This is a genomic window from Streptococcus zalophi, assembly GCF_016481285.1.
In the GTDB taxonomy this organism is placed as follows: domain Bacteria; phylum Bacillota; class Bacilli; order Lactobacillales; family Streptococcaceae; genus Streptococcus; species Streptococcus zalophi.
On record NZ_JAENBP010000001.1, the window covers coordinates 71,696 to 98,439 of the forward strand.

Sequence of the window (26,744 nt, forward strand, 5' to 3'; positions counted from 1 at the left end):
TCCTCTTTTTTATTTTTAATATATTTTTGTGCTTATCATAAAGTCAATTCATTTTCTATCTCTTGATTATTTTCTTTAACATATTTAATCATACCAGTCAGTTGGGCATCAATTTGCCTTTCTAGACTTTTTTTCAGGATTTTTTCCATCAGAAATTGATTGGCTTTTTGAAAAACATCTGTAATCTCATTTTCTTGCTGATAAGTAATCAAGGTTGTTTGAGGTGCTTTTTCTTCTAAAAGATATGAAATATGTTGTTTGCCACGATTTGAACTAAAGGTAACACCGTAAACATTTGGTGCATCAAAATACTCTAGCGTGATACGAACCTGATGTTGATTTTTAGCACCAAAAGATTTGATATAAGTCAAGCCAGTTTTAATATCGCTATCTTCTAGTACCCTTTTAGTGCTTTCATAGTAATCTTTTTTTAAAGATGCCACGATAGCTTCAAATAATGCTTTTTGTGGAACCTCTCCTTGTTTTGTTACAATCATATCATCTCCTTAGTGAGAACTATCTATTTTTTCATAAAGTGCGATGACTTCTTTAGCCATATCAATAAACGTTAAAGCTGTCATCAAATGATCTTGACCATGGATTAATAACAAAGATAATTCAACCGTATCACCAGATGCTTCTTGAGTTAAAAGTTCTGTTTGTGATTTGTGAGCAATGTTTAATGCTTCATTTGCCTGTTTGATTAAGTCATGTGCTTCAGTAAAATGGCCAACCTTAGCTTCTCGAATGGCTTCAACGGCTTTCCCTTTGGCATCACCACCATGCATGATAAGCCCCATGACTGCTTCTAGATTTGCTGGTTCTGCCATTAGTCTTCTCCCATCATCTCTAAAGCAAAGTTTAGAACATTTTCACCATTCATAGTCCCATAATCAACCATATTGATATCAGCTACTTTGATGTCTGGTTCAAATTTCTCTTTGTATTCATTAAGCATGAATTTCACTTGTGGACCAACTAAGATGGCATCAATAGCTTTTCCACCCACTTCATTATCAACTTCAGAAACTGGCACAGCCCAAATATCTGCATCAATTCCTTTTTCTTTTGCAGCAGAAGACATTTTTGTAACCAGCATGCTTGTTGACATACCGGCATTACAAACTAACATAATATTTTTCATTTTTTCCTCCTTTAACCCTCAATCAATTGGGCAAATATATTAATTAAATTTTCATAAGTTGGTGTTTCTAAAAGCTTTGTTTGTAGCTCTTTGTTGTCGACAAAAGCTACTAGACTTGGTGAAACAAATTTTAAATAGTGATTTCTACCTTTTGATGGCGATAATAAAAAGATAAATCTGATGGCATTATGTTTGTCATCCCAAACTATAGGATGTTTAAAAATCCCAACAACAATCTGTTCAGAATAAGTCATTGGTACAGCCGGATGAGGAAAAGCTAAACTCTCTCCAAAAACTAGCGGACTGTAACTTTCTCTTAGAGTGATTTGATCTAAAAATTGATGAATAAACTGCGGTTCTACTGCTTCATTCAATTGTTCAATCAGTTGTTTTAGAGCTTTTGTTTTCGTGGTTTCTTCATCAAAATAAATGATCTTATCTTTTGAAAAAACAGCTGTTGCTATTTGTTTATCCTTTTTAAATTCAGAAAGAGATTTTAACGACTTTTCTTGTTTATAATGAGATTGCTCACCAATAAATTGACGAATGGCTTCTACATCTTCCTGATTTAAAAGCACACTAACATGAATAATTGGTGTTAAAAATAACAAATGATCTAAACTAATTGATGAGATGACCAAATCAATATTTTCTAGCCTTTCTTCGCTAACCTCATAATAGCTAACCACATCTGCTATCTTGAGACTGCCAGCAAATTCTTTTTCCAAACGATTTTTTAACATCATGGCACTGCCATAACCTGTAGCACAGACGACTAGCACCTTCATTTTATGACGATTAGCATATCTTTCAATTGCAGCCATGATATGAAGAGCAATATAAGCCCATTCATCATCGCCAATCTCATAATGAATGAGTTCAGGCATCGTTCTAAAGATTTCTTTAGTCAGAGCAAAAATATCAGGATAGTGTTCGATCACTTCTTCAAGAAGAGGGTTGGCTAAATGAATGTTATTTTCCATTCGAATTAGTAAGGGATTAAAATGGGCCAAAAGGCCATTAATAAGATTTGTATCCTGGTCTAAGGGCATTTGCGTTGCTTTTGCAATATCATTTAGCTTTTCTTTGAGATGTTGTTCCAGTTGATTTTTTGAAACACTCTTCTCAGATAGATTGGTTGTTGAATGTTTCACTGTCAGGTGAAGAGCGATGTAGTTGGCTTCTTCTTTTGGAAAACTAATAGATAATGCATTTTCTATTCTAGCTAAAATTCTCCTTGCAACTTTATATTCAAGTGATAATTCAATGTTTTTAGAAATAGGAAACACATCTAGAGGGTAGCCAGAGCGAATACGTTTTATCATTAGTGCAATATGTAACACCAAATTATGAATGACAAAATCTGATAGCCTGAGTTTAGCATCACGACATTCATCTAGAACAAAAATAGTTAGCTCTGCAAAATTGATTTTATCAAGGATGGTATCACCCACAACTGCAAACATGGACTCATCAAAACTATCAAGAAAAAAATAATCCATGATAAAATGACGAATATCTTCTTCTCTCCCCTTAACCCAGATGCCTTTTTGACTTGTTTTTAATGTTAAAGCATAAGGCTTAAGTCGTTTTTTAATATCGTTTAGAACACTTGAAAGAGTTGTCTTACTGATAAACAAATCACTTGTGAGTTGTTCAAAAGATTGTCGTGGCTCTTCAAAAAATAATTTATTAAGAACATAGTGCTGTCTATCACCAGCTTCTTCCACTTGCCTAATGTCTGTCATCTTTTTTTTCGATGCTAAGACTTCCTGCCAAAACACTTCAAACTCAATGGGGCGCTCAATGGTTAAAAGATAACCCTGTCCTTGTTTTGAATGAATAGTGGCTCCTTGATCCTTAACAGCTTGGGCCAACTGTTTTAAATATTTTCTAGCCGTCCGATCACTTGCTTTGATTTCCTCTGCCAATGCTTTACTTGAGACATAGGAATTTTTTTGTTTTAATAAAACGCTCATGAGGGCGATTTCTTTTTTTGATAACATCTACTTCTCCCTTAATCTCGATAAAGAAAGCGGTTTCTTATAATTCTATTTTATCAAATTTCTCCTAAGAAAGGGATCTGGTTTTTTCCTTATCGATAAAGAAATTTTCCTTAATCAGACAGTAAATTTAGACGAAAATCTTGCCAAGGATCTAAATAAGATAATAATACAACATCTTCTGGTATGATTTGAGCCACAAGATTTGCCTTTTCACTTATCTTAAATGAAGTTAATGCTATTTGTAACTCACCTTTATAACGTGTATAAAGATCATTATCAATGATAATACTTCCTCGTCTAACGTCCTTATTATCCTGTCGTTTAGGGATAGATTCTTCTGCAAAAACAAGTCGAGGTTGGGTAGAGCGAATCACATAATCTGACCTATCCCCACGATAGTGATGAGGAAATTGGATGATTTCTTTTTCAATAGGTGTTAAAGAAACGATTGATTTAACATCTAAACTAATACAATTCTCTTTAAAAATCTCAACACACGTTTCTAATTCTTTTTCAGAGATAAATTGATTAGCGATAATAATATCATCAATCAACCCTGTGGCTTTCATAAATTTTATCTGAGAACGTATGGGTAAATGACGATCTTTCTCCAAGGTTGGAAGACCTTCTGACAAGGGCCAAGGACCCTCATTAGCCGATTGGGCAGAAACAAAAGCTGCTGTCTTTATTCCATGTGACTTATAAAACTGTGACATTTCTATAAAATAATCTAAAGACAAGCCCGTAAATTCATGAGGATAGAAATTGTGACAAGCAATGAGATTAGAAGACTTAGCATTTTTATCTAATAATGCTGTCAATAACCTCTTATCAGTACTCATATTTAGTTCAATCTTAATATCGTAAGGGTTATGAGTGAGTGTCACAATTTCCTCTAGAGGGAGTGCTTCATCTAGACGTAAACCAGAAAGCCCAAGTTGATAAGCAATCGCAAGCAATTGGTTTTGCCAACCACTGTTTTTAATAACAGTAGGACTGATATCTAAGACAACACTTATTCCTCTCTCATTAGCGTAGTGAATAATCTTTTGATAGTTTTTAAATGTCTCTTCCTGCTTGTCAGTGTTTTGTAGCCAGCTCATAAAAAGTCTCTTTGCGCCATAGCGATGAAGCAAATCAATATAATCATATATTTCTTCAGGCGTGTGTGTGTCTGGGTAAAGTGAAAAACCTAGTTGTGGCATAAGACACCTTCTTTTTTATCTGGTAAAACGGTTGGTTAGACTCAATTCTTTAAACCAGTATCCTGACTTTTTAATAATTCTTTCTTGTGTTTCTAAATTGAGTTCAACTAATCCATAACGATTTTTATAGGCGTTTAACCATGACCAACAATCAATAAAAGTCCAAAGCATATAACCTTTACAGTTGGCACCATCTGAAATGGCACGATGAAGTTCGATGAGGTGGTCTTTGATAAACTCAATACGATAGTCATCTTGAATGATACCATCGACTTTAAATTTTTCTTCTCCTTCTACTCCCATACCATTTTCAGTAACTAGCCATTCAATGTTGCCATAGTCTTCTTTGATGTTCATTGCAATGTCATAAAGACCTTGCTCATAAATTTCCCAACCACGATGTGGATTGATTTTCTTACCAGGCATATCATAGTGCTCAAAATAGTAACTAGGCATAAAAGGTTCTCTTGGATCCGGTGTTTTTTCAGGTGCTTTAACACGTAGAGGCTGATAATAATTGACTCCTAAAAAATCTACGGTATTTTCTTTGATAATGGCTAACTCTTCACTAGAATAGGCAGGAGTTAAGTCATGTTTTTTAATGATATCAACCAGTTCTTGTGGGTAAACACCAAGTACAGATGGGTCAAGAAAGCTCTTAGTTTGGAATAAACCAGCTATGCGAGCGGCAGCAACATCTTCTTTTGACTGACTTCTTGGGTAGGCTGGTGTCAAATTTAAGACAATACTAATTTTGTGAGAAGGATTCAACTCATGACAAGCTTTTACCGCTAAAGCACTTGCTAATTGTGTGTTATAAGCTACTTGAACGGCTGCTTTGGCATCTACTTTACAAGGATAGTGGAGTTCTCCAAGATAACCACACTCAACAGGAACAATCGGTTCATTGAAGGTAATCCAAGTGTCTACAAGATCGCCAAAGGCCTCAAAACAAGTTCTAGCATACGCTTCATAAGCCCAGACAGTTTCCTTATTTTCCCAGCCACCTTTTTCTTGCAAAGCATAAGGTAAATCAAAATGATATAGATTAACGATAGGTTTAACGCCAGCGTCTATAATCCGTTGAAAAACATCTCGGTAAAATAGGATGGCTTCAGGATTAACATCTCCAGTGCCCTTTGGAAACAATCTTGACCACTGAATCGATGGTCGAAAAACACTATGACCTGTTTTTTGTAATAAGTCGATATCAGTTTTGTAGTTGGTGTAAAAAGTGGATGTTTTTTCTGGTCCAATGCCATTGTGGAATTTTTCTGGTGCAATACTATACCAGTAATCCCAGTTATTCATCCCCTTACCATCACCAGCTACACTCCCCTCACTTTGAGGACCAGAAGTAGAACTTCCCCATAGAAAACCTTCTGGAAAAACATATTCTTTTTTAGTAGTTTCAGTCATTTTATTTTCCTCTCTTTTTAATCATAATTAACGTATGATTGACTATCTCTCTAATCGCATTATAAAAAATAAAACAACTAATGTAAACCCTTTCAAGGACTAACTATTTCCTTATCACAGTGGAAATTATTCCTATTACTTTTTAGCTATTTTTACTGTCTTACCAATATGAACAACAAAAAAATCCTATTATCTTAATAGGATTTTATATTCAAAAATTAATTATTCTGAAGCTTCTATATCATTTCTAAGGGTATGCACATCAAAGGTTTTTTCTAAAAATGTCTGATTAGTGACTGGAAAATGCTGTTCTAGTTGATTAATAATACCAATTTCGATAGCACCTTTTTCCATCACAAAATCCATGACATGACCACCAAAACTAACATCATCTGACAGAAAGTGAAGATGAAAACCTGCAACACTAACGCCGTGAAAGAGTTCTGGCGTCCAAATACCAACTAGCGTTCCTGAGATGTTCTCTTCAGTAAATTCAGGTTGATGTTTAGCAATCTCTGCAAATCGTTCACCCGTCTTTGATTTTGGAATCATTCGCACATGCATCTTAGAAAAAACACCCTTAACTTTGACTGAGAAAAAAAGATTTTGGCTGTCAAGTTTTGCCTCGATGGTTTTTTTAAGATTTTCTGAATCAATAGTTGTATCTTCTGTCCATGACTTAGTTTTAGTATGATTAACAACTGCCGCATAAGGAACTAAAACGTGATCTTTCACCAGATTAACTTTAACTTCATTATTAGTGCCAGTTGCTTGATAGGCTTTACCGTCAAGAACAATCAACTCCCCATCAATACTATCAACTGTACCAACGCCAAAATTGCCATGTGTTAATAACTCTTTCAGTGGCATTGTTCCTTCATATAAACCAGCCATTAAGGATGCTAAGGTATTATGTTGAAATAAAGTTGTTTTTACCATCTTTACCTCCCATTAATAGAACTCATCTGGTAGAATAGTTTCTCCCAATTTAATATTATCTTTGTAATCAATTGGAATATCAATTAAAACAGGGCCTGATTTTGCTTCATTAATCGCTTTTTTCAAGGTGGCATCAAAACTTTCTTTGCTATCAACTCGGTAACCCTTAGCCCCAAAACTTTCAGCATATTTTACAAAATCAACTTCACCTAATTGAACACCTGAAGAACGACCATATTTCATTTCTTCTTGGAATTCAACCATATTATACTTACCATCATTCCAAATAATATGAACAATTGGTAAATGAAGGCGTGAGGCAACCTCTAGTTCTTGAGCTGAGAATAAAAAACCACCATCACCAGAGACAGAAATAATCGTTGTATTTGGTCTTACAAGAGCAGCTGAAATAGCCCATGGTAACGCAACACCAAGTGTTTGCATCCCATTTGAAAAGAGCAGGTGACGTGCTTCATAAGATTTAAAGTAGCGAGCCATCCAAATATAGTGACTTCCCACATCAACCGTCACAGTCATATCATCAGTGACTTGATTTTGTAAACTGTCAATAACGTCAAGAGGATGAACAAGACCTTTTTGACTGTGACGATCAAATTTAACGTCGCCAGACATATTTTTCTTGAGATTTTGCAGGTATTCTATTGAACCTTCAGGTAGTTCATAACCTTTAACTGCAGGTAAAAGAAGATCAATTGTATCTGCAATATCTCCAATTAATTCGCGTTCTGGTTGAAAGTAAGTATCAATTTCAGCTGGAACGACATCAATAACAATTGTGCGTGCTGAAATTTCTGCATTCCAGTTTCTTGCTTCATATTCAATAGGATCATAACCAATAGCAATAACTAAGTCTGCTTTTTTCAAAAGCATATCACCCGGTTGATTTCTAAATAAACCAACGCGACCAAAAAAGCTTTCTTCTTCCAGTTCTCTAGAAACAATACCAGCGCCTTGGAAAGTCTCAACCACAGGTAATTTAACAAATTCTAATAACTGACGAATAGACTGTGTTACTTTTTCATGTGATGCCCCATTCCCTAAAAGTAATACTGGTAAAACAGAATTTTTGATGGCTTGTGCTAAATAATTAATATCATTAACAGATGCTGTCCCAAGTTTAGGATCGGTTAATGGTTTAATAGCCTTAACAGAAACTTCTCTATCATTAACATCTTGAGGGATAGAAATAAAACTAGCACCTGGTTTTCCAGATTTAGCACGTCGATAAGCATTTGCGATGGTTTCAGAAATCGTGTTACCATCATGAATTTCGGCAGAATATTTAGTAATTGGACTAAGCATGGCCACATTATCCATTGATTGATGGGCACGTTTTAATAAATCAGCTCTTTTAACTTGACCACCTATCGCTAAAACGGGATCGCCCTCAGCAGTTGCTGTCACAAGTCCCGTTGCCAAGTTAGAAATACCAGGTCCACTTGTAGCTATAACAACACCAGGTTCACCTGTTATACGACCAATTGCTTGTGCCATAAAGGCAGCATTTTGCTCATGACGTGACACAATTAACTGTGGGCCTTTGTCTTCTAAGGTATCAAAAACCTTATCAATTTTTGCTCCTGGAATACCAAAAACATAGTTTACTTTATGATTTATGAGGCTATCTACAACTAAGTCTGCCCCATATTGCTTGGTTGATTCAACCATAAAAACACCTCTTTTCTGATATGAGAATATTATAACATAGATGGAAGTCATACTTTATTTTTTTAACCTTGAAACCGTATTCTTAACAAGAATACTTTTGATGCATAAAAAAAGAAGTTGGCTTGTAATCAGCCAGCATCTTTTTTAAGCTATTTAAATAAAATATTTTCTTCGGTTTCAATATCAAAAAAATGTGATCTATTCATATCAAAAGCAAGTTTTATTGCCTGTTCAGCCTTAACATCCTGTCTACTATGAACAATTGCCTTAATATTTTCTTGTCCAATACTACTATGAAGAATATATTCAGCACCCAAAAGTTCTGCAATTTTAATATTGGCTTCAAATGAAGCTTCTGGATAGGTGCTTAAAATCATTGGATCATTAGAAATGTTTTCTGGACGAATTCCTAGAATAACTGTTTTATCATAGTAATCTTTTTCTTTTAAGACATTGAGAATTCCGACTGGTAATTTCAATTGTATATCATCTTCAGTAATGAAAAATGAATCTCTTATAAAACCCTTTATAAAATTCATTGTAGGTGATCCAATAAAACCCGCAACAAATAAATTTTTAGGATTTTCATAAATTTCTTTTGGTGATCCAATTTGTTGAACCACACCTTTATTCATGACAACAATACGATCTGCCATCGTCATCGCTTCTGTTTGATCGTGTGTTACATATATGGTTGTTGCATTCATTTGTTTGTGGATACGAATAATCTCTGCTCTCATATTAGAACGTAATTTTGCATCCAAGTTAGATAGAGGTTCATCCATTAAAAATACTTTAGGTGATCTGACAATTGCTCTTCCAAGAGCCACTCTTTGTCTTTGACCTCCAGATAGTGCCTTTGGCTTTCTATCTAACAATTCAGTTAACCCTAAAATATTAGCGGTTTCTTCAACCTTTTTTTCAATCTTGTCTTTTGGCATTTTTTGCATTTTTAAGGCAAAAGCCATATTATCATAGACAGTCATGTGAGGGTATAAGGCATAAGATTGAAATACCATTGCGATATCACGATTTTTTGCGGCAACATTGTTCATCAATTCACCATCGATATAGAAATTACCATCTGTAATATCTTCTAATCCTGCAATCATTCGAAGTGTTGTTGATTTCCCGCAACCTGACGGACCAACAAGAGCAATAAATTCTTTATCTAATACATCCAAATTAAAATTTTTAACAGCTTCAAAACCATTATCATATTTTTTTTCAATCGTCTCAAGTTTTAATGTGGCCATATTTTTTTATTTCCTTTCTAATATCAATAGGTGAGAAGAAAAATCTTGATAAGTTTCTTTTAGTTCTTCTTCTTTTATCACAATTCCAATAGACATTAGTTCACTACCACTATAGGTTTTTTCATTAAGAAGATAATTAGATTCTTTATCGAGTCCTTTTAATTGAATTCTTTTACTCACACCATTAGCTTCTACTAAAAGATGATATATTCCTACAATAACTGTTTTCAAATCCTTAGAAACGACTTGCCATGCAACTAAATCATGATGAAATGGACTTAATAATCTTGTAAAGTGACCTTCTTGAAAAACATGTTGGTAGTCTTGATAAAACTTAATCTGTTTTTTAATCTTTTCTAACTCATCTGGTGTTGCTTTCATCAAGTCCAATTCATAACCGAAACTACCAAAGTAAGCAACATTTGCTCTTGTATCAAGACTTGTTAAGCGTCTAACCTGTTGATTAGGAACATCTGAAACATGACAACCCATACTTTTTAAAGGATAGACTAATGATGTGCCATATTGAATTTTCAGACGTTCAATGGCATCAGTATTATCACTTGTCCACGTTTGAGGTGCATAGTATAGCATTCCAGGATCAAATCGTCCTCCTCCACTTGAACATGATTCAAACAAGATATGAGGAAATTCTGTTATTAAAGCTTCATAAAGGCGATAGACATTTAAAATATAACGATGAAAAATTTCACCCTGATGATTTTTCGAATAATAAACACTAAATGCTTCTGTCATGTAGCGGTTCATATCCCATTTAATATAATCAATAGCATTTTCAGAAAGTAATCTATGGATTTGTTGATAAATATTTTGGTAGACGTCTTCGCGTGACAAATCTAATGTGAATTGATGTCTTGAATGAGATTGACTACGCTTTGGATGATGTAATATCCAATCAGGATGTTCTCGGAAAAGATTGCTATCCTTATTAACCATTTCAGGTTCAATCCAAAGCCCAAACAGCATACCAAAGTCATGAATTTTTTTTGCTATACCATTTATTCCACTTGGCAATTTTTCTTTATTAACAAACCAGTCTCCAAGTCCTGCGTAGTCATGATTTCTAGCACCAAACCAGCCATCATCCATGACAAATAATTCAACACCAACACTCTTTGCTTTTTCTGCTAGAGCCATAATTTTATCTTCATTAAAATCAAAAGACATAGCTTCCCAATTATTTAAAAGAATTGGTCTTTTTTTATCGCGCCAAACACCTCTCACTAATCGTTTACTATACAATTCATGAAATACTTGACTCATCCCATTTAAACCATTATCACTATAAACCATGACAATTTCTGGTGTTTGAAAAATTTCTCCCATATTTAGTTGCCATTCAAAACCATCAGGATGAATTCCCATTGAAATTCTTGTTTGCTCAAATGGTGTGACATCAATTTGTGCTAAAAAATTACCACTATAGACAAGTGAAAAGCCAATAACCTCTCCGTGATGTTCATCAGTTTGAGGTCGTTTCAAAGCAATAAATGGATTATGTTCAGAACTGCTTGACCCTTTTAAACTATAAATGGATTGAATTCCTTTATGAAGAGGATTAATACTAATGTGTCTTTCTCTCCCCCAAGCACCGTCTAAGTGTATCCAATCATAGTCACTATCTGGTAAATCAAGCGTCATGCTAAGTGCTCTAGAGAGTCTGATTTTCTCTTGTCCGAATTGTGCAAACCTAGCATTTCTTGTGATAACTGGTTTATTAGAAAACAACGTATAAGATAAACATAGTTGCGTTTTAGAGACAGTATCTTTTAATAAAATTTCTAGTGTTTGGGCTTCGTTCTCTTTTTCCACATAAACATGAGGAAGTCCCTTTAAACTTGGTTTACCATCAAAAATACGATAAGAGTCAAATATGAAATCTGATAAACGACTGCCATCATTTGAGATAATTTCAAAAGCAGGCTGAGAAAAGTCACCAGTACCATAACAGGCATAGTCTTGTCTTGTATGTTGCAGAGAAAAAGTCTCATCATCTTCATAAACATAAGCAGTTAGTGGCCGCTGTCTTTTTTCTAATAAGTAAGTATAAGAAGATTTTTCACTAACCCTTTTACCATAGTATAAATTGCCAATATGTCCATTTGGTAAAATACATATCACGTAACTAAGGTAGTCATTAAATAAATGAAATTCTTTTGTTTTTTCATTAAAAATAATTGCCATTTCTTTCTCCTACAATTTGCCACCTGATGTTGCAATCCCTTGAATAAATTGTTTTTGAAATAAAATATAAATTAAAACCATTGGCCAAATAGCTAAGACACTAGCAGCCATCAATTGAGGATAATTAATTGAATAGGCTCCTTGTATTTTTGATAGGGCACTTGAAAGTGTTGCTGCATCTGCTTCTGAATTAACGATTAATGGCCATAATAAATCTTTGAAGGCAAACAAAGCTGTGAAAATACCTAAGGCAATTAATCCTGATTTAGCTAAAGGTAGCATAATTTTAAAGAATGTCTGTCCAATATTACAGCCATCTAATTTTGCTGCTTCTTCTAAATCTTTTGGTAGACTAATAAAAAATTGTCTTAGTAAGAAAGTTCCAAAAGCACTGACTAAACCAGGGAAAACTAATGCAAAGATTGTATTTCTCATTCCTAACTCATTAATCATTAAATATTGAGGAATAACAAATAATTGAGGTGGCACCATCATTTGAAAAAGAACTAAGCCAAACAGAAATCTTTTGCCTGGGAATTCTAATCTTGCAAAGGCATAAGCAGCCATTGCTGAAAATAAAACAGAGCTAACAATTCGCCATAACATCATCATGATCGTATTAAAATATAAAATAACAAAATTATTATTACGAACCACTTCAGAATAATTTTCAAAATGCCAAACTGATGGGAAAAAACTAAATGGATTCATCTGAGTTGATTCTGTCACCGATTTAAATGATGTTAAAACCATCCAAATAAATGGAAGGAGCATTCCTAAAGCCGTCAGAATAAGAAATAGATGTATCCATAGTGTTGATTTTATTTGCTTTTTCATACTATCCTCCTAACCATAATGGACCCATTTCTTTTGAACTTTCATTTGAATCATTGTGATGGCTAAAATAATAACAAGTAATAACATCACAATCGTCGAACCATATCCTTTATCAGAATACTTGAAAGAATTATTATAGAATAAATAAACCAACGAAACTGTTTTATTATAAGCTGGACTTGTAATACCTTCCATCAAGTAAATGGAGTCAAAAACTTGCATCGATTGAATAATACTTGTGACAACAACAAAGAATAGAGTTGGTGATAACAGTGGCAAAGTAATTTTAAAAAATTGATTAAGGCTACTAGCACCATCAATTGTAGCTGCTTCATAATAATCATTTGGAATTTCTTGAAGACCTGCCAAAATAAGAATCATACTATAGCCTACTGTGCTCCAAATACCAATAATAGCTATTGAATAAAGTGCAATTTGAGGATTTTCTATCCAATTAATTGGAGAAATACCAATTTTTCCTAAAATAAAATTAATCAACCCAAAATCAGTATTATACAGCCATTTCCAAACCATCGTTACTGCGGCTGGCGCAGCAACCATAGGGAGGAAATAAATGGTACGGTAAAGATGTTTTCCTTTAATATTAGCATTTAATAAAACAGCTAAAATAATAGCAAGAATAATTGTGATTGGAACAACTAATAACGTATATTTAAGAGTATTCCAAGTTGCTTGCCAAACTTGTGGATCATTAAATAATCTTTGATAATTAGCCAAACCAACAAAAATATCGTTTTGTCCAAAATCTCCACTTTTATAAAAACTTAATCGAACTGTTTCAAAAATAGGAATAATATTTAAAATAATTAGACCAATCATTGTTGGAGCAACAAATAGCCATGCCCAAAAATACTCATTCCATTTTTTTTGATTTTTCATAATTGTACCTCGTAGCGTTATAAATGAAAAACTGGAGAACATTGCTATCTTTTAAGCAACCTTCTCCAGTCCTAAATTAGGCATTATTTTTCGGATGCCAATTCTTCATTCATCATTTTTGCTGTTTCTTTAGCAGCATTTTCTACAGTGTCGTCTCCCAAATAAGCTGGTTTTAATAATTCATACGATCTATCTTCCCATTTAGAAGTTGTGTTAGAGTATGGACGAATTTGTGCGTATTCAACCATATCAACATAATTTTTAATAGAAAAATCTTTATTTGATTCTATCCATTTTTGATCGGTTCCTTTGTAGGCTGAAATAGCAACCCCTAATTCTGCTTGCATTTCTTGACCTTCTTTAGAACCTAAAAATTCGATCCATTTCCACGCTTCATCCTTGTGTTCAGTATTTGCTGCAATAGCATTTCCTAAGCCATTGAAAATAGTTGAACGAGTGCCATCATTTGCTTTTGGTAAAACGGCTACATCTGTATTTTCACGAATATAATCATTGCTTGCAAAACCTGATAAATTCCATGAACCAAAGAGTGCCATAGCGACTTGACCATTTTGAAAGGCTTCTACCCTCTTTTGATCTTCAGTTATTTCTGGAGAAATTTTATCTTTAACAAAACTAATGTAGTAATCTAAAGCTTCAATAGTTTTAGGGTCATCATAGCCTGAGACTTTATCATCAGTAATAATAGTACCGCCATTTTGATAAACAAAATTATAATAGCCTTCTTGATTAATTAATGGTGCCATAAAACCATACTGACTACCATCAGATTTTGTTAATTTTTTAGCAGTTTCTTTTAAGGTATTCCAATCCCAACTATCATCAGGATATGCTATACCTGCTTCATCAAACATTTTTTTATTGTACCAAAGACCAATGGTATCGTAATCTTTTGGAACTGCATATTGTTTGTTATTGATATTATATATTTGTGTTAATCCTTCTGGATAATTTTCTAAATCAATAGCATCACTTTCTGAAATATAATCTGTTAAATCTAGAAGCATTTCATTTGAGCCATAACGATAAATTTCATTTGAGTGCATCCAAAATGTATCAGGTAATGAACCTCCCGTTGCACCAGCTTCTAGCATAGTCCAATAAGCATCCCACGAAACCACTTGAATATCAATTTTGATATTAGGATTTTCTTCTTCAAATTTATCAGCAATCTGGCGAATTCCAGGCTCTTGTCCAGAATCCCAGATAGCATATGAAATTTCAACCTTATCTGATTGATTATTAGTGTTATCTGAAGAAGATGAGCCACTATTACCACACGCAGCTAAAGCAAACAAAGATGCTGTTAAACCTAAATAATAACCAATTTTTTTCATGGTATTAACTCCTTTAAAATGATAACTGTCAAAAGCTTTTCTTATTGACATCTATATAATAACAAGATAGCGCTTACATTTCTATTATTAAGAGTGACCTATATTATATGATTTCACTATTTTTTGTAGTTAATTAATAAATAAAAGTCACTTTATCATATATTAAAGATATGATATAATGATTTTAATAAGTTCTAAAAATAAAGGAGATTTAGATGACTGCAGCTGAATTTCATTTTTTCGATAATCGTTCTTACGTTGATTTATACCCAATTCAATTTGGAAAAGAAGTCTGTGAACCTCTCCACTCTTTTGGACCATCAAAACGTAACAATTTTTTATTTCACTACATCATATCTGGTAAAGGAACTTTTTTTGATACTAAAAATCAAAAACAATATCAATTATCTGCTGGTCAAGGGTTTTTAATCCCACCAAATTATATGACTAGTTACGAGGCAGATTTTAAAGATCCTTGGACTTATATCTGGTTAGAATTTAACGGACTAAAAGCAGAGCATTTTTTAAAAAGAGCAGGACTTAGTTTAGATAATCTCATTTTTTCATCTAGCAATCATAACATTAATAATACTGTTTATGAAGAATTGAATTACATTATCAATAATTATAAAACAAGTAGCCTAAATATTTTAGCACACACCTATCTTTTTGCAGATGCCTTGATTAATGAATCAATGATTTCAACTAATAAAGAGCATGAAGATGTTAAAGAACTTTATATTCGAGAGGCTATTAATTATATTGAAAGAAACTATCCGTCTTCAATTAGCATTGATGATATTGCTGTACATTGTAACCTAAATCGTTCTTATTTTAGTAGATTATTTAAAGAACACATGTCAGTAACCCCTCAACAATTTCTAATTACCTATCGTTTATCAAAGGCAACTGAATTATTGAAAAATACTAAATTAACATTACAGGAAATAGCAGATGCAATCGGATACTCAAATCAATTTAATTTTTCAATCGCTTTTAAAAGAACTTTCGGCCAATCTCCTAATAGTTGGCGAAAAAATTATATCAATTCGTTAAAATCAACCTAAACACTTCAATTTTAAAAATAACTCAGTTTTCTTAAGGAGACCTATGAAAAGTATTTTAAAACAATTAAAACCTTTTGATTATGTCTTGACTTTTCTTGCTATTTTAATATCATTTATCCCCTTTACTTATACTTATTTAACAGTTAACCAAATGGAAAATTCCAAACTTATTGCTACTGTTAAAATTGATGGAAAAGTTGTTGATACTTATGAATTAAGTCCAAATGGACCACATCAAACTAAAACATACTATCCTCATGAAGGGCAATACAATATTGTTGAAATCAATCAAGATAAAATCAGGGTAAAAGAAGATAACAGTCCCGATCAGATTGCTGTCAAGTCAGGCTGGATTGAAAAAAGCGGTCAAATATTGGTCTGCTTACCCCATCAATTAATTATTGAGATAACGGGACAAGATAGTACTAATCCTAATGAAGAAGATGAGATTATTTTACCATTACAATAAAAAGCTTAGGTATTTAACATACCTAAGCTTTTAAAATAGTATTCCTAGTAATAACGTTAAGACATAAAGTACCGAAAAAAGGACAAAGCTTTTAATGGCTTCAATAAACGTTTTTGATTTGATTTGTTCTTTTCTAAATCGTTTGAGACTCTTCCAATTAAGCAAAAAGAACAGATAAATAAATAGACCGTACCAAGGAACAAATTGTCCTAAAAGGAAAAGTAACCAAACAAACCAAGGAAAAAGGTTTAAAACAGTGTATAGTGCCAAAGCATTTTGTGTTCCAATATAGTGCACTAGAGTGTAACGATGATTTTTAATATCTTGTTCATAATCACAAAGATTGTTGGCTAACATGATATTGGCAATCAGTGTTACTAAAGGTAGACTCATTAAAAAGACAAGTGCTATCTCACCAATATGCCAAGAAATAGTAAGTTGAGATAGGGTTATTTGAGTACTCATCAATCTTTGGGGAGATTGAATATAAAGAGCTAAGAAAAAGATACCAAATCCCATTGTGAGACCGGAAAAAATTTCTCCAAGCGGTAATCTTGACAATGGTTTTGGGCCATAAGTATAAAAAATACCGATTAAAAAGCAAATAATACCCATGGGTAAAAGTAAAATGTCCGTTAACAAGACTAATAGTAACGAGAAAAAGATTGAGATACCAAGCAGTAAGAAAATAATCTTGACCATTTGTTTCAAGTCAAGTTGGTACTTACCAATAACGTTTTCTTCTACTTTATAAGAAGCATCAATGGCCTTATGGTAATCTACTGTGTTATTAATAGCTGTCGTACACATATCAAAACTAATAACAGCAATGATAAAAATCAGACTATTTAACAGATTAAACGTATGATAATAATAATATGACCATAAAAAACCAATCGTCATCGGAAAAATACTGGCAACCTTTGTTTTAAGTTCTACAAATTCAAAAAATGAAACTAATGATAAATTTTTATTCCGCAATGTGGTAATCTCCATGTGTTAATTCAAATGAGTCTTTAAGACCATTACTAAGATGGATACCATGATCTTTATCAATGAAAACCGCTTCAACACCTTCAGTTTGGTTGACTAACTCTAATCCCTTATCAATTCCTAATAAGAATAATGATGTTGATAAACCATCTCCTTGTGTTGATGTTTTTGTAAAAACAGTCACACCAGAAATTTGATTGTCGATGGGATAACCGGTTTTTGGATCAATGATATGGTGATATCTCTTTCCATCTTCTTCTAGATAACGTTCATAAATTCCAGAAGTAACAATGGATGAATCCTCTTGATAGACAGAGCCTACAGTTACACCTCTCACCTGGTCAGGGTCTTGTATTCCAACTTTCCAACCCTCAGTATTATTAGGAGAAGTTCCCATAACAACAACATTACCACCTAAATTGATGATAGCTGTTGTCACACCTTTACTTGCCAAGAATTCTTTAACGCGATCAGCAATAAATCCTTTTGAAATACCACCTAATTCAAGGGTCATGCCTTCTTTGATTTGAACAGTTTTATCGGTATCGTTTAAGATAATATCATGATAGTTAATCATGGGTAGAGCTTGTTTGATTTCATCGTCACTTGGAACACGCGCATTTTCAGAACCAATTTGCCATAAGTTAGTCACAGCTCCAATACTAATATCAAATTTGCCATCACTTTCTTTTGACATTTCTAGAGCTTGTTTGATTAACTCAAAAGTACGATCATCAACTTTAGTTGGCTCACCCTTGGCATGATTAATACGATAAACATCTGAACCTTCTTCATTGGTTGATAAGAGTTTTTCCATCTCTTTAATATAGTTAATCGCCTCATCTAGTACTTCTTCTTGATTCTCATGATAAATACTTAATTGAACTACCGTGTGAAGAAGAGGTTCATTTCTTTCTTCAGCTGTTTTAACAACTGGGAGGTGACTTGCTGAGGTATCACTGGGTTTTTGATTAGACTGGGCACAACCCACAAGGATAAGTGACGATAGTAACAATAACATCCAATATTTTAATTTCATAGACTCATCTCTTTTACTTTATAAGATAGTTTAAAATAGAAATAAGGAGTGAGATTGTTCTCAGCTCCTCATTCTATGTCATTTTTTATTTCAAAAATTATTCAACAATTTCAAATGATACAGTTTCTGTATTACCTTCGCTTGCTGCTTTCAACAATGCTTCAGTACTGTTTTTGAAGTTTTCAGATGTATGAGTTGCTCCAGTTACAACTTCAACATCAGCACTTTGTTTTTCAAGTAAATCAGCGTTTAATTGCTCAATAGATTCTTTTGAAGAAACACCTGATTTTTCTTTCATGTTTTTGTTGTATTCTTCGTTTTCAGTTTTTCTCATGTTTCCGTCTTTGCTGTAGTAGTCAAAGTCAGATTCAGTAATTTTACCGTCTTTTACAACAATAGTGTGCATGATTTTGTTGTCGTGTGAATCATATTCAGACTCAGCTTTATATGTTCCATCTTGAAGATCCATCATCATTTCTTTTTGAGAATCATCTTTTGCCTCCATAGTTGTTGTTGTTTCCTCAGCATCAGATTTTGTGTCAGTTGAGTTGTTGCTACATGCAACAAGAAGAGTTGCAGCACCTAAAAGTGCAAGAGATTTTAATAATGTACCTTTTTTCATTTTAAGGACTCCTTTTTATTTTTTCATATATATAATATAATAATTTTTAAAAAAAATCTAGTATTTTTTTGTTTTTCTTAACATTTCTTACTAAAGAGAAGTTTGAAACAATTTTTCTATTAAAGAAACTATATCAACCATTTTTTCTTCGGATAAAAAGAGTTTTAATTGTTTAAATGATTTGGCAATATAACGATTAATTAACTGCTCTGTTGCTAAAAAACCACTTGTTGTTTTGATAAGATTTTGAAGATAAATTAAGTCCTTTTGAGACCAGTTTTCCCTTTTTTTCTTTGAAAGAAAAGGTTGAATCAGTTTATTTTCAGATTTGGCAATAATAAGGGGATAAGTATAAATACCATTTTGAACATCTTGTAATTGAGGTTTTCCAGAACTTACTTGAGGTTTCTTAAAATCAATTAAATCATCCGTTAGCTGAAAAGCCATACCAATAGATTGACCAACGTTAAAAGCAAGATTAAGTTCTTTAGCACTACGATGAGCTGTTATAACACCCATTTTTGTTGCCATTCCAAAAAGAAAGGCAGTTTTCCCACGAATTTGCTTGAGATATGCTTTGGCTGAAATATCCTCATTAAAACTATTCATTAACTGTGATAATTCACCAGATAAAACTCTTTCAATAATACGGTAATTATTTTTTGAATAGTGTAAGTCTTTACTACCTTTTAGAATATCTTCAAAACCTTTAAGTGCCAGCTTTGATGAATAAGATAGAAGATAATCACCAGCATAGATAGCGATTTTATTAGAAAATGATTGGTGCAGAGTTTCAATACCTCTTCTCGTTCCGGCTTGATCAATGACATCGTCATGTATTAGTGTTGCTAGGTGTAATATTTCAACAGATGCTGCTAAATAGAGTTTTCCAGTTTTTATTTCACCATCTGTTGCCTTAGCAAGCATCACTAAAAGACCTGCTCTGACATATTTACCAGAAGCATTGATATAATCAGTAATTTTTTGTTTCACTTCCGGATGAATCACTGAGATATTGGTTAACATAATCTCTTTTACTTCTTCTAATGCCTTGTTGATCTCAGGATAATTTTCCCACAATGTATGTATCATTTTATTCACCAGCTCTACTACAAACAAAAGCACCCATGATAAGTCATTATATTAAGAATTACCGATGGGCGTTTTATTTTTTATTTCTTAAGAATGATTATTTTTTATCAAAACCATAAATATGTTTTACTTTACCATAAATTAATCGATCTAGTCGCTTACCAATCCATGGCATAATCCAGTAATCAAGACCAAAGGCACGTCCCGCACCAGCCATTAAAGCAATCGCTGCTGGAACAAACCACATGTTTACCCAGAAGAACATTCCTGAAAGAGAGAACATTGCTACAAGACCAACAGTTAAGGCACTAACTAGCCAGACAAAGGCACCACCAATTAAAGCTAAACCAATACCAATTTCAAGTAAGGTCATCATTTTTTGCATGAATAGAGCAACATCTTGATTTGGCATCATAAATTTCATAATTGATGCAAACCAATCTGGCATACCTTTTAGGACTTGCATTGGTTCTTCACCGTAGGTATAGTTTAAACTAAAGACTTGTTCAGCGACTTGGGCTCCTGCATCTCCTGCTTGAGAAGCACTTGTTGTCGCCTCTGCTGATTCAGAAGCACCTGAAACGGCTTCTTGTAACCAAGGGAATGGAAAGACTACCTTGTCACCAAACCATGAGGTTGTACCAAAAAGACCAAATGCTTTTTTAATCCCTTCATAAAGCCAAACAGAACCATAAAACACACGAAGTGGAATAAGCCAAAGGTTATTCCCTTTACTTGATAGGTGTCCACCAAAGATATTACGTTTATGTTTAATATCAAAGAATTCATGGCGAATATAAGCACCGATGTTGTAAAAACTTCTAATGGTAAGGAAATAAATAAGGTTGACAATGTGTTTCATTAGCATCGCAAAGAAACCAGTCAAATGGTATTTATTCATGATGTAAGCAACACCATACCTAGAACCAATAGAAACCATGAAGCCATCATATTTTCCCTTAAAGGCATGTTTTTGACCACCAGTAATCTCAGCTATAATATTTTGCGCAGCAGTGTGACCTGTTTGCTCAGCTGCTTGAACGATTTGTGGTGTTGGTGCATCACCATTATTAGGATCTTCATAGTAAACCAAGTCACCAGCAACATATACACCTGGTTTATCCTTAGCTTCCATGTACTGATTAGCTACCAACCTACCTGCCCGTGCTTGTTCCATGCCATAATCTTTGGTATCGGTATTAGCTTTAATTCCTGATGTCCAAATAGAAGTATGAGTTGGAATTGTACGACCTGATGAAAGAACTAAATTTTCTTTATTAATCTCAGTAACAGCATCATTTAAAAGAACTTCTACCTTTTTCTTATTAAGGTATTTAATGGTTTTTTCTTGTTCTTTTTTAGTCACCATTTGAAGAACATTTGGTGTTGCTTCAACAAGCTTTAATGAAAAATCATTAGGATCTAATTTGAACTGGTTAGCAATAATTGGTACCCAATCAATCAACTCACCAATCATTTCAACACCAGTAAAGCCTGCACCAATAACTGTAAATGTTAAAAGGGCTTTGCGTTTTTCAAGATTATGCTCTTTCATAGCACGATAAGCACAATCAATCATATGTTCATGCAAACGCTCAGCTGCCTCAATAGACCAGAGTGTAAAGCCATTTTCTTTAACACCTGGAACACCAAAGTCATTAGCTTCAGCACCCATTGCCAAAATAAGATAATCAAATGGTAAAGTGGTGTGCTCAGCAAAAACCTTCTTTTGATCGTAGTCAACAGAAGTGACTTTATCAGTAACGAGTTTTACTTTTGGATACTTGCTAAAAATACGTTGTAAATCGTATTTAATAGCTTCAGGTTCAATACGTCCTGCAGCAACCTCATGTAACTCAGTCATGTATGTGTGGAATGAATTTTTGTCGATGAGTGTAATCGTTACCTCATCATTTTTTTTAAACGTTTTTGCCAGAGTTTGTGCTGAAGAAATACCAGCATAACCAGCGCCAACGATAACAATATTTTTTGTCAAAATTACCTCTCCTTTACAGAATTAATCCCATCCTATTATACTATTTTTTGATGCTAGAAACAAGTTATCATGGATAATTTTTATCAAACTTAAGACTAAGACCTCCTTTTAAGATTCAAAAATAATTCAAATATTATTCTCTCACCTAAGAAAATAAAATCGTAAAAAGCACTTGTCACACCTTTTAAAAAACTGTATGATGGAGGTATAAATCTATTGACGGTGAAAAACATAATGACTTCAAAATATTATAAATTGATTTTTATTACAATGCTTGCTTCTCAAGCTGTTGTTATTTCATTGGTTGAGCGATTGATTCCAACTCCTTTTGCCTTTGCACCGGGAGCAAAATTGGGGCTGGGTAATCTCGTTACTATCATCGCCCTCTTTAATCTTTCAACCAAAGATAGTGCAAAAGTGATTGGCCTAAGGTTATTTATCACTACTTTTTTAAGTGGTACCTTTTCAACTTTTTTATATAGTACAGCTGGTAGTGTACTTAGTTTTATTGCTATGATTTTTGCTAAAAAATTAGGACCAAAACGTGTTAGTGTCATAGGCATCTCTATTTTTGGTGGCGTTATTCATAACATCGGTCAATTACTTGTTTTTTCTTTTATCGCCAAATCATTCGTTGTTCTAAACTATCTTCCTATTCTATCTTTTAGTGGTGTTTTATCGGGATTACTCGTCGGTATTTCTGGTAACTATCTTTTATCGAAAGTTCATTTTTTAAAACAACTTAGCAATAATTAAAACCAACCAGAAATTCTGGTTGGTTTTAAAATTGACTACCATAACATTTTTATATAATTTCATAAAAATTTAGCCTATCAAAAAGAGTTCCTAAGAACTCTTTTAATATCACAAACAAATTTTTACGCCTTCACATCTGCATATTCAGCTCTTAGTTCAAACTCTCTTTTTGCAAAAGGGCATAACGGAATAATTTTAATGCCTTGTTGTCTAGCTTGGTCAACAATTTCTGCCACCAATTTCTTGGCAATACCTTGACCACCATAATTTTCATCAACGAAGGTGTGGTTAATCACCCATTTTCTGTTAGTCAAAAAATAAGTACACTCACCAATTTCTTTTTCACCATCATAAGCAGCTGAACGGTCATTTTCTTCTTCATAACGAATGGTTATCATGTTTACTGATACTCCTTATTTTCTTTTATAGCTTAAAGCACGTGATGGGCAACGATCAATGACTTCCATAATATGTTCTGTGGTGTCTTGACTAGGATCAATCCATGGTCTTCTTTTAACATCAAACACTTTTGGAGAACCCTTGACACATTCCCCCGCATGCTCACACATTTCTGGGCGCCAGTAAATAATTAAATCATCTTTTTCATATGTTTTTTCAATCATCTTTTTCTCCTTTATATAATCAGCAATTTAGTAACTGTTCTTTAGTAAATGAATAAAGAACAATTATTAGTTAATTAACTTTTTAATAAAAAACCACCTTCTTGTTCTATATTTATAATCATTATTATTTTAAACCTTATTTTTGAATTTGTAAATGATTTAACTCGTAACACTTTCTAAAGCATTAGTAGACCCATGTCATTAAATAAAAAAAGTAAACAAGCCTTTTGTAAGCAGGTTTACTCTTTTTATAATACTCTTTGACACTATTTGGTATTCACTATTATGAGGTTAAATGATTAAAATCCCAAACATCATTGACCCAGCCTTCATAAAAATCAGGTTCATGACAAACCATTAAAATTGAACCAGGATAGGCTTTTAGCGCACGTTTTAATTCTTCTTTAGCATCAACATCAAGATGATTGGTCGGCTCATCTAAAATCAAGACATTGTTTTCTCGATTCATCAATAAGCAAAAACGGACTTTAGCCTGTTCACCACCTGAGAGAACTTGAATTTGACTTTCGATATGTTTTGAGGTTAAACCACAACGAGCAAGGGCGGCACGAACTTCTGCTTGATTTAAAGCTGGAAAAGCATCCCAAACCGCTTCTAGAGGTGTTTGTTTACTGCTTTTAACTTCTTGTTCAAAGTAGCCTAATTCAATATAATCACCACGTTCTACCTGACCAGAAATTGGAGGAATAATACCTAATAAGCTCTTTAAAAGAGTTGTTTTCCCGATACCATTTGCACCAATAATAGCAATTTTTTGATTGCGTTCAAAAGTTAATTGTAAGGGTTTGGTTAAAGGGCGATCGTAGCCAATTTCTAAAGCTTTGGCTTGGAATATAAAACGTCCCGGTGTTCTCGCCATTTTAAACTCGAAAGATGGTTTTGGCTTTTCAGACTGAAGCTCAATTTTTTCCATCTTATCCAGTTTTTTCTGACGAGACATGGCCATGTTACGAGTTGCCACACGCGCTTTGTTACGGTTAACAAAATCTTGCAAATCAGCAATTTCTTTTTGTTGACGCTCGTAGGCAGCTTCTAGTTGTGCTTTTTTCATGGCATAGACTTCTTTAAACTGTTCATAGTCGCCGGTATATCTCACTAAGTCTTGATTTTCAACATGATAAACAATATTAATCACATCATTTAAGAAAGGAATATCATGAGAAATCAAAACAAAGGCATTTTCATAGTTTTGTAGATAACGTTTTAGCCAGTCGATATGTTCAGCATCTAGGTAGTTAGTAGGCTCATCAAGTAGCAGAATATCTGGTTTTTCCAGCAATAATTTTGCCAGTAGTATTTTTGTCCTTTGCCCACCAGACAATTCTGTCACATCCGTATCCATCCCATAAGTCATGACACCAAGAGCTCTTGCCACTTCATCAATTTTGGCATCAAGCGTATAGAAATCACGACTTTCTAGACGGTCTTGCAATTCACCAACTTCTTCCATTAAAAGATCGACATCAGCACCTTCTTCAGCCATACTCATATAAATCTCATTGATTCTAGCTTCTGTCTTAAACAATTCATCAAAGGCAGTTCGTAAAACATCACGGACAGTTTGTCCTTTTTCTAGGACAGCATGTTGATCTAGGTAACCTGCGGTCACATACTTAGACCACTCAATTTTCCCTTCATCAGGTTGCAAGCGATTGGTGACAATACTCATAAAGGTTGATTTTCCTTCACCATTTGCACCGACAAGTCCGATATGCTCTCCTTTTAACAGGCGAAAAGAGACATTTTCAAAAATAGCACGATCACCAAAGCCATGACTCAAGTTTTTAACTTCTAAAATACTCATTTAATTTCCTTTTCATTACCATTCTTAGTACTAACTGTTATTATAACAAAAAAATACTCCCTTCACTAGAGAGTATTTTAGTGCAATTTTTAAGCTTTTTCTAAATTGACCACAATTCTTTTCACAATTTCTTCTAAGAGTTTTTTTGATGTGGCAACATTTAAACGAGCATGACTCTTACCCATTTCACCATAGTCTAGACCTTCATTTAAAATAACCTTGGCATCAGTTTTTAAAATCCTATAAAGTTCTTTGTCCGATAATTGATACTTAGAAAAATCAAGCCAAAGAAGATAGGTTCCTTGTGAAGACATCACCTTGATTTTGGGAGCATGTTTGGCAAAGTAGTTCGTAACAAAAGTGACGTTTTCTTCCAAAGTTGACCGTAGGGCAAGTAACCAATCCTTGCCATCTTGATAAACTGTTTCTGTAACCTCGTAAGCAATGTTTGAAATCGATTGATGATTGGCCAATGTCTTTTCTTGAAAAGCCTTTCGTAAGGTTCTGTTTTCAATAATGGCAAAAGCTATTTTAAGAGCTGCCATATTAAAGGTTTTAGAAGGACTTGAAAGAATAATCGAAAATTCCTTAAAGCTATCATCAACGGTATTAAAAGAATGGTGTTTATGACCAAACAAGGTTAAATCTTGATGAATCTCATCAGAAACAACAATAACGCCATGTTTTTGACAAATCTTACCAATGCTTAACAGTGTTTCTTTGTCCCAAACTCTTCCACCTGGATTGTGAGGATTACAAAGAATAAACAACTTAACCTCATTTTCTATCATATCTGCTTCAAATTGTTTAAGGTCAAAAACAAATTGTCCATCATTTTCAACCAATGTATTTATTACTACCTGACGTTTATTTTGTTCAATAATTTTTCGAAAGGCCGGATAGACTGGGTCGTTGATGAGAATGGCATCCCCTTCCTTGGTAAACACTTGAAGTGCTGTTGCGATACCTGAAATAACATCATTGATAAAGAGAAGTGACGAACGACTAAAGGTGTAGTCATGCTCTTTTTCCTCCCAAGCCATCACAGTATCAGCTAAAGAAGGATTAGGATAACCGTAGCCGTAAAAATCTTTCTCTGAATAATTTTTAATTGCCTCTCTTAGACCTGAAAAGACTTTGAAATCCATATCAGCGACCCAAGCAGGAATAATATCAGGATCTTTTTCAGCCAGTTGCCATTTGATTGAATTTTGTCCCAATCTTTTGGCATTATCATTAAAATCAAATGAAGTCATCTTATTCTCCTTTACTGTGCTTTCAACATTTATTCTAACAAAATCACC

25 protein-coding genes are annotated in these 26,744 nt (G+C 33.6%); 3 read left to right on the forward strand and 22 right to left on the reverse strand.

The window, feature by feature from the left end:
* Positions 1-35 precede the first annotated feature (35 nt).
* The 13 genes from JHK64_RS00310 to JHK64_RS00370 all read right to left on the reverse strand — a co-directional run bounded on the left by JHK64_RS00310 (position 36) and on the right by JHK64_RS00370 (position 14,958).
* Positions 36-497 carry a DUF3284 domain-containing protein gene (locus JHK64_RS00310; RefSeq protein ID WP_199567002.1) on the reverse strand — a complete coding sequence of 154 codons (462 nt, stop codon included), beginning with the start codon at positions 495-497 and terminating at the stop codon, positions 36-38.
* A gap of 9 nt (positions 498-506) precedes the next feature.
* Complete coding sequence (locus tag JHK64_RS00315; RefSeq protein ID WP_199567003.1) at positions 507-830, reverse strand: PTS sugar transporter subunit IIA; 324 nt, start codon at positions 828-830, stop codon at positions 507-509.
* Complete coding sequence (locus JHK64_RS00320) at positions 830-1,144, reverse strand: PTS sugar transporter subunit IIB (protein WP_199567004.1); 315 nt, start codon at positions 1,142-1,144, stop codon at positions 830-832. Before JHK64_RS00320 ends, JHK64_RS00315 begins: the two co-directional genes overlap by 1 nt.
* Before the next feature lie 11 nt (positions 1,145-1,155).
* Positions 1,156-3,150, reverse strand: coding sequence for a BglG family transcription antiterminator (locus JHK64_RS00325; protein WP_199567005.1), 1,995 nt, complete (start codon positions 3,148-3,150; stop codon positions 1,156-1,158).
* Positions 3,151-3,260: 110 nt separating this feature from the next.
* The gene (locus tag JHK64_RS00330) at positions 3,261-4,355 is read right to left on the reverse strand and encodes a DUF871 domain-containing protein (protein ID WP_199567006.1); all 1,095 of its coding nucleotides are present in this window, start codon (positions 4,353-4,355) and stop codon (positions 3,261-3,263) included.
* A 15-nt stretch (positions 4,356-4,370) separates the two neighbouring features.
* Positions 4,371-5,774 (reverse strand): glycoside hydrolase family 1 protein, encoded by a 1,404-nt coding sequence (locus JHK64_RS00335; RefSeq protein WP_199567007.1) that lies wholly within the window; start codon positions 5,772-5,774, stop codon positions 4,371-4,373.
* A gap of 222 nt (positions 5,775-5,996) precedes the next feature.
* Entirely contained in the window at positions 5,997-6,713 is a 717-nt protein-coding gene (budA, locus tag JHK64_RS00340; protein ID WP_199567008.1) for an acetolactate decarboxylase, read from the reverse strand.
* 12 nt (positions 6,714-6,725) lie between these two features.
* Positions 6,726-8,402: an acetolactate synthase AlsS gene (gene alsS, locus JHK64_RS00345; protein ID WP_199567009.1), complete on the reverse strand. Its 1,677-nt coding sequence runs from the start codon at positions 8,400-8,402 to the stop codon at positions 6,726-6,728.
* Positions 8,403-8,551: 149 nt separating this feature from the next.
* Entirely contained in the window at positions 8,552-9,658 is a 1,107-nt protein-coding gene (locus JHK64_RS00350; protein ID WP_199567010.1) for an ABC transporter ATP-binding protein, read from the reverse strand.
* 6 nt (positions 9,659-9,664) lie between these two features.
* On the reverse strand, positions 9,665-11,863 hold the full coding sequence (locus tag JHK64_RS00355; protein ID WP_199567011.1) for an alpha-galactosidase: 2,199 nt from the start codon (positions 11,861-11,863) through the stop codon (positions 9,665-9,667).
* A 9-nt stretch (positions 11,864-11,872) separates the two neighbouring features.
* A complete protein-coding gene (locus JHK64_RS00360) occupies positions 11,873-12,700 on the reverse strand; it encodes a carbohydrate ABC transporter permease (RefSeq protein ID WP_199567012.1) in 828 nt (275 codons plus the stop codon).
* A 9-nt stretch (positions 12,701-12,709) separates the two neighbouring features.
* Positions 12,710-13,600 carry a carbohydrate ABC transporter permease gene (locus tag JHK64_RS00365; protein WP_199567013.1) on the reverse strand — a complete coding sequence of 297 codons (891 nt, stop codon included), beginning with the start codon at positions 13,598-13,600 and terminating at the stop codon, positions 12,710-12,712.
* A gap of 83 nt (positions 13,601-13,683) precedes the next feature.
* The gene (locus JHK64_RS00370; protein WP_199567014.1) at positions 13,684-14,958 is read right to left on the reverse strand and encodes an ABC transporter substrate-binding protein; all 1,275 of its coding nucleotides are present in this window, start codon (positions 14,956-14,958) and stop codon (positions 13,684-13,686) included.
* Between the two features lie 215 nt (positions 14,959-15,173).
* Here JHK64_RS00370 and JHK64_RS00375 point away from each other — a divergent pair, with 215 nt between their 5' ends.
* Positions 15,174-16,025 carry an AraC family transcriptional regulator gene (locus JHK64_RS00375; RefSeq protein ID WP_199567015.1) on the forward strand — a complete coding sequence of 284 codons (852 nt, stop codon included), beginning with the start codon at positions 15,174-15,176 and terminating at the stop codon, positions 16,023-16,025.
* 43 nt (positions 16,026-16,068) lie between these two features.
* Positions 16,069-16,494, forward strand: coding sequence for a NusG domain II-containing protein (locus JHK64_RS00380; protein WP_199567016.1), 426 nt, complete (start codon positions 16,069-16,071; stop codon positions 16,492-16,494).
* Positions 16,495-16,524: 30 nt separating this feature from the next.
* On the opposite strand, the gene JHK64_RS00385 is transcribed toward JHK64_RS00380, so the two are convergent.
* From JHK64_RS00385 to JHK64_RS00405, 5 genes are all read right to left on the reverse strand, one after another.
* Positions 16,525-17,475: a 1,4-dihydroxy-2-naphthoate polyprenyltransferase gene (locus JHK64_RS00385; protein WP_246450864.1), complete on the reverse strand. Its 951-nt coding sequence runs from the start codon at positions 17,473-17,475 to the stop codon at positions 16,525-16,527.
* Entirely contained in the window at positions 17,465-18,526 is a 1,062-nt protein-coding gene (locus JHK64_RS00390; RefSeq protein WP_199567018.1) for an FAD:protein FMN transferase, read from the reverse strand. Before JHK64_RS00390 ends, JHK64_RS00385 begins: the two co-directional genes overlap by 11 nt.
* A 97-nt stretch (positions 18,527-18,623) precedes the next feature.
* Positions 18,624-19,148, reverse strand: coding sequence for an FMN-binding protein (locus JHK64_RS00395; RefSeq protein WP_199567019.1), 525 nt, complete (start codon positions 19,146-19,148; stop codon positions 18,624-18,626).
* A 90-nt stretch (positions 19,149-19,238) separates the two neighbouring features.
* Complete coding sequence (locus JHK64_RS00400) at positions 19,239-20,240, reverse strand: polyprenyl synthetase family protein (RefSeq protein ID WP_199567020.1); 1,002 nt, start codon at positions 20,238-20,240, stop codon at positions 19,239-19,241.
* A 97-nt stretch (positions 20,241-20,337) separates the two neighbouring features.
* Positions 20,338-22,236, reverse strand: a complete 1,899-nt coding sequence (locus tag JHK64_RS00405) for an NAD(P)/FAD-dependent oxidoreductase (RefSeq protein WP_199567021.1) — start codon at positions 22,234-22,236, stop codon at positions 20,338-20,340.
* 234 nt (positions 22,237-22,470) lie between these two features.
* Here JHK64_RS00405 and JHK64_RS00410 point away from each other — a divergent pair, with 234 nt between their 5' ends.
* Entirely contained in the window at positions 22,471-22,992 is a 522-nt protein-coding gene (locus JHK64_RS00410) for a Gx transporter family protein (RefSeq protein ID WP_199567022.1), read from the forward strand.
* 122 nt (positions 22,993-23,114) lie between these two features.
* Here the strand turns inward: JHK64_RS00410 and JHK64_RS00415 are convergent, their stop codons facing one another.
* From JHK64_RS00415 to JHK64_RS00430, 4 genes are all read right to left on the reverse strand, one after another.
* A complete protein-coding gene (locus JHK64_RS00415) occupies positions 23,115-23,390 on the reverse strand; it encodes a GNAT family N-acetyltransferase (protein WP_199567023.1) in 276 nt (91 codons plus the stop codon).
* A 15-nt stretch (positions 23,391-23,405) separates the two neighbouring features.
* Positions 23,406-23,615 (reverse strand): (4Fe-4S)-binding protein, encoded by a 210-nt coding sequence (locus JHK64_RS00420; RefSeq protein WP_199567024.1) that lies wholly within the window; start codon positions 23,613-23,615, stop codon positions 23,406-23,408.
* Between the two features lie 283 nt (positions 23,616-23,898).
* A complete protein-coding gene (locus JHK64_RS00425) occupies positions 23,899-25,440 on the reverse strand; it encodes an ABC-F family ATP-binding cassette domain-containing protein (protein WP_199567025.1) in 1,542 nt (513 codons plus the stop codon).
* Positions 25,441-25,529: 89 nt separating this feature from the next.
* Positions 25,530-26,696: a MalY/PatB family protein gene (locus JHK64_RS00430; protein ID WP_199567026.1), complete on the reverse strand. Its 1,167-nt coding sequence runs from the start codon at positions 26,694-26,696 to the stop codon at positions 25,530-25,532.
* Positions 26,697-26,744: the final 48 nt, after the last annotated feature.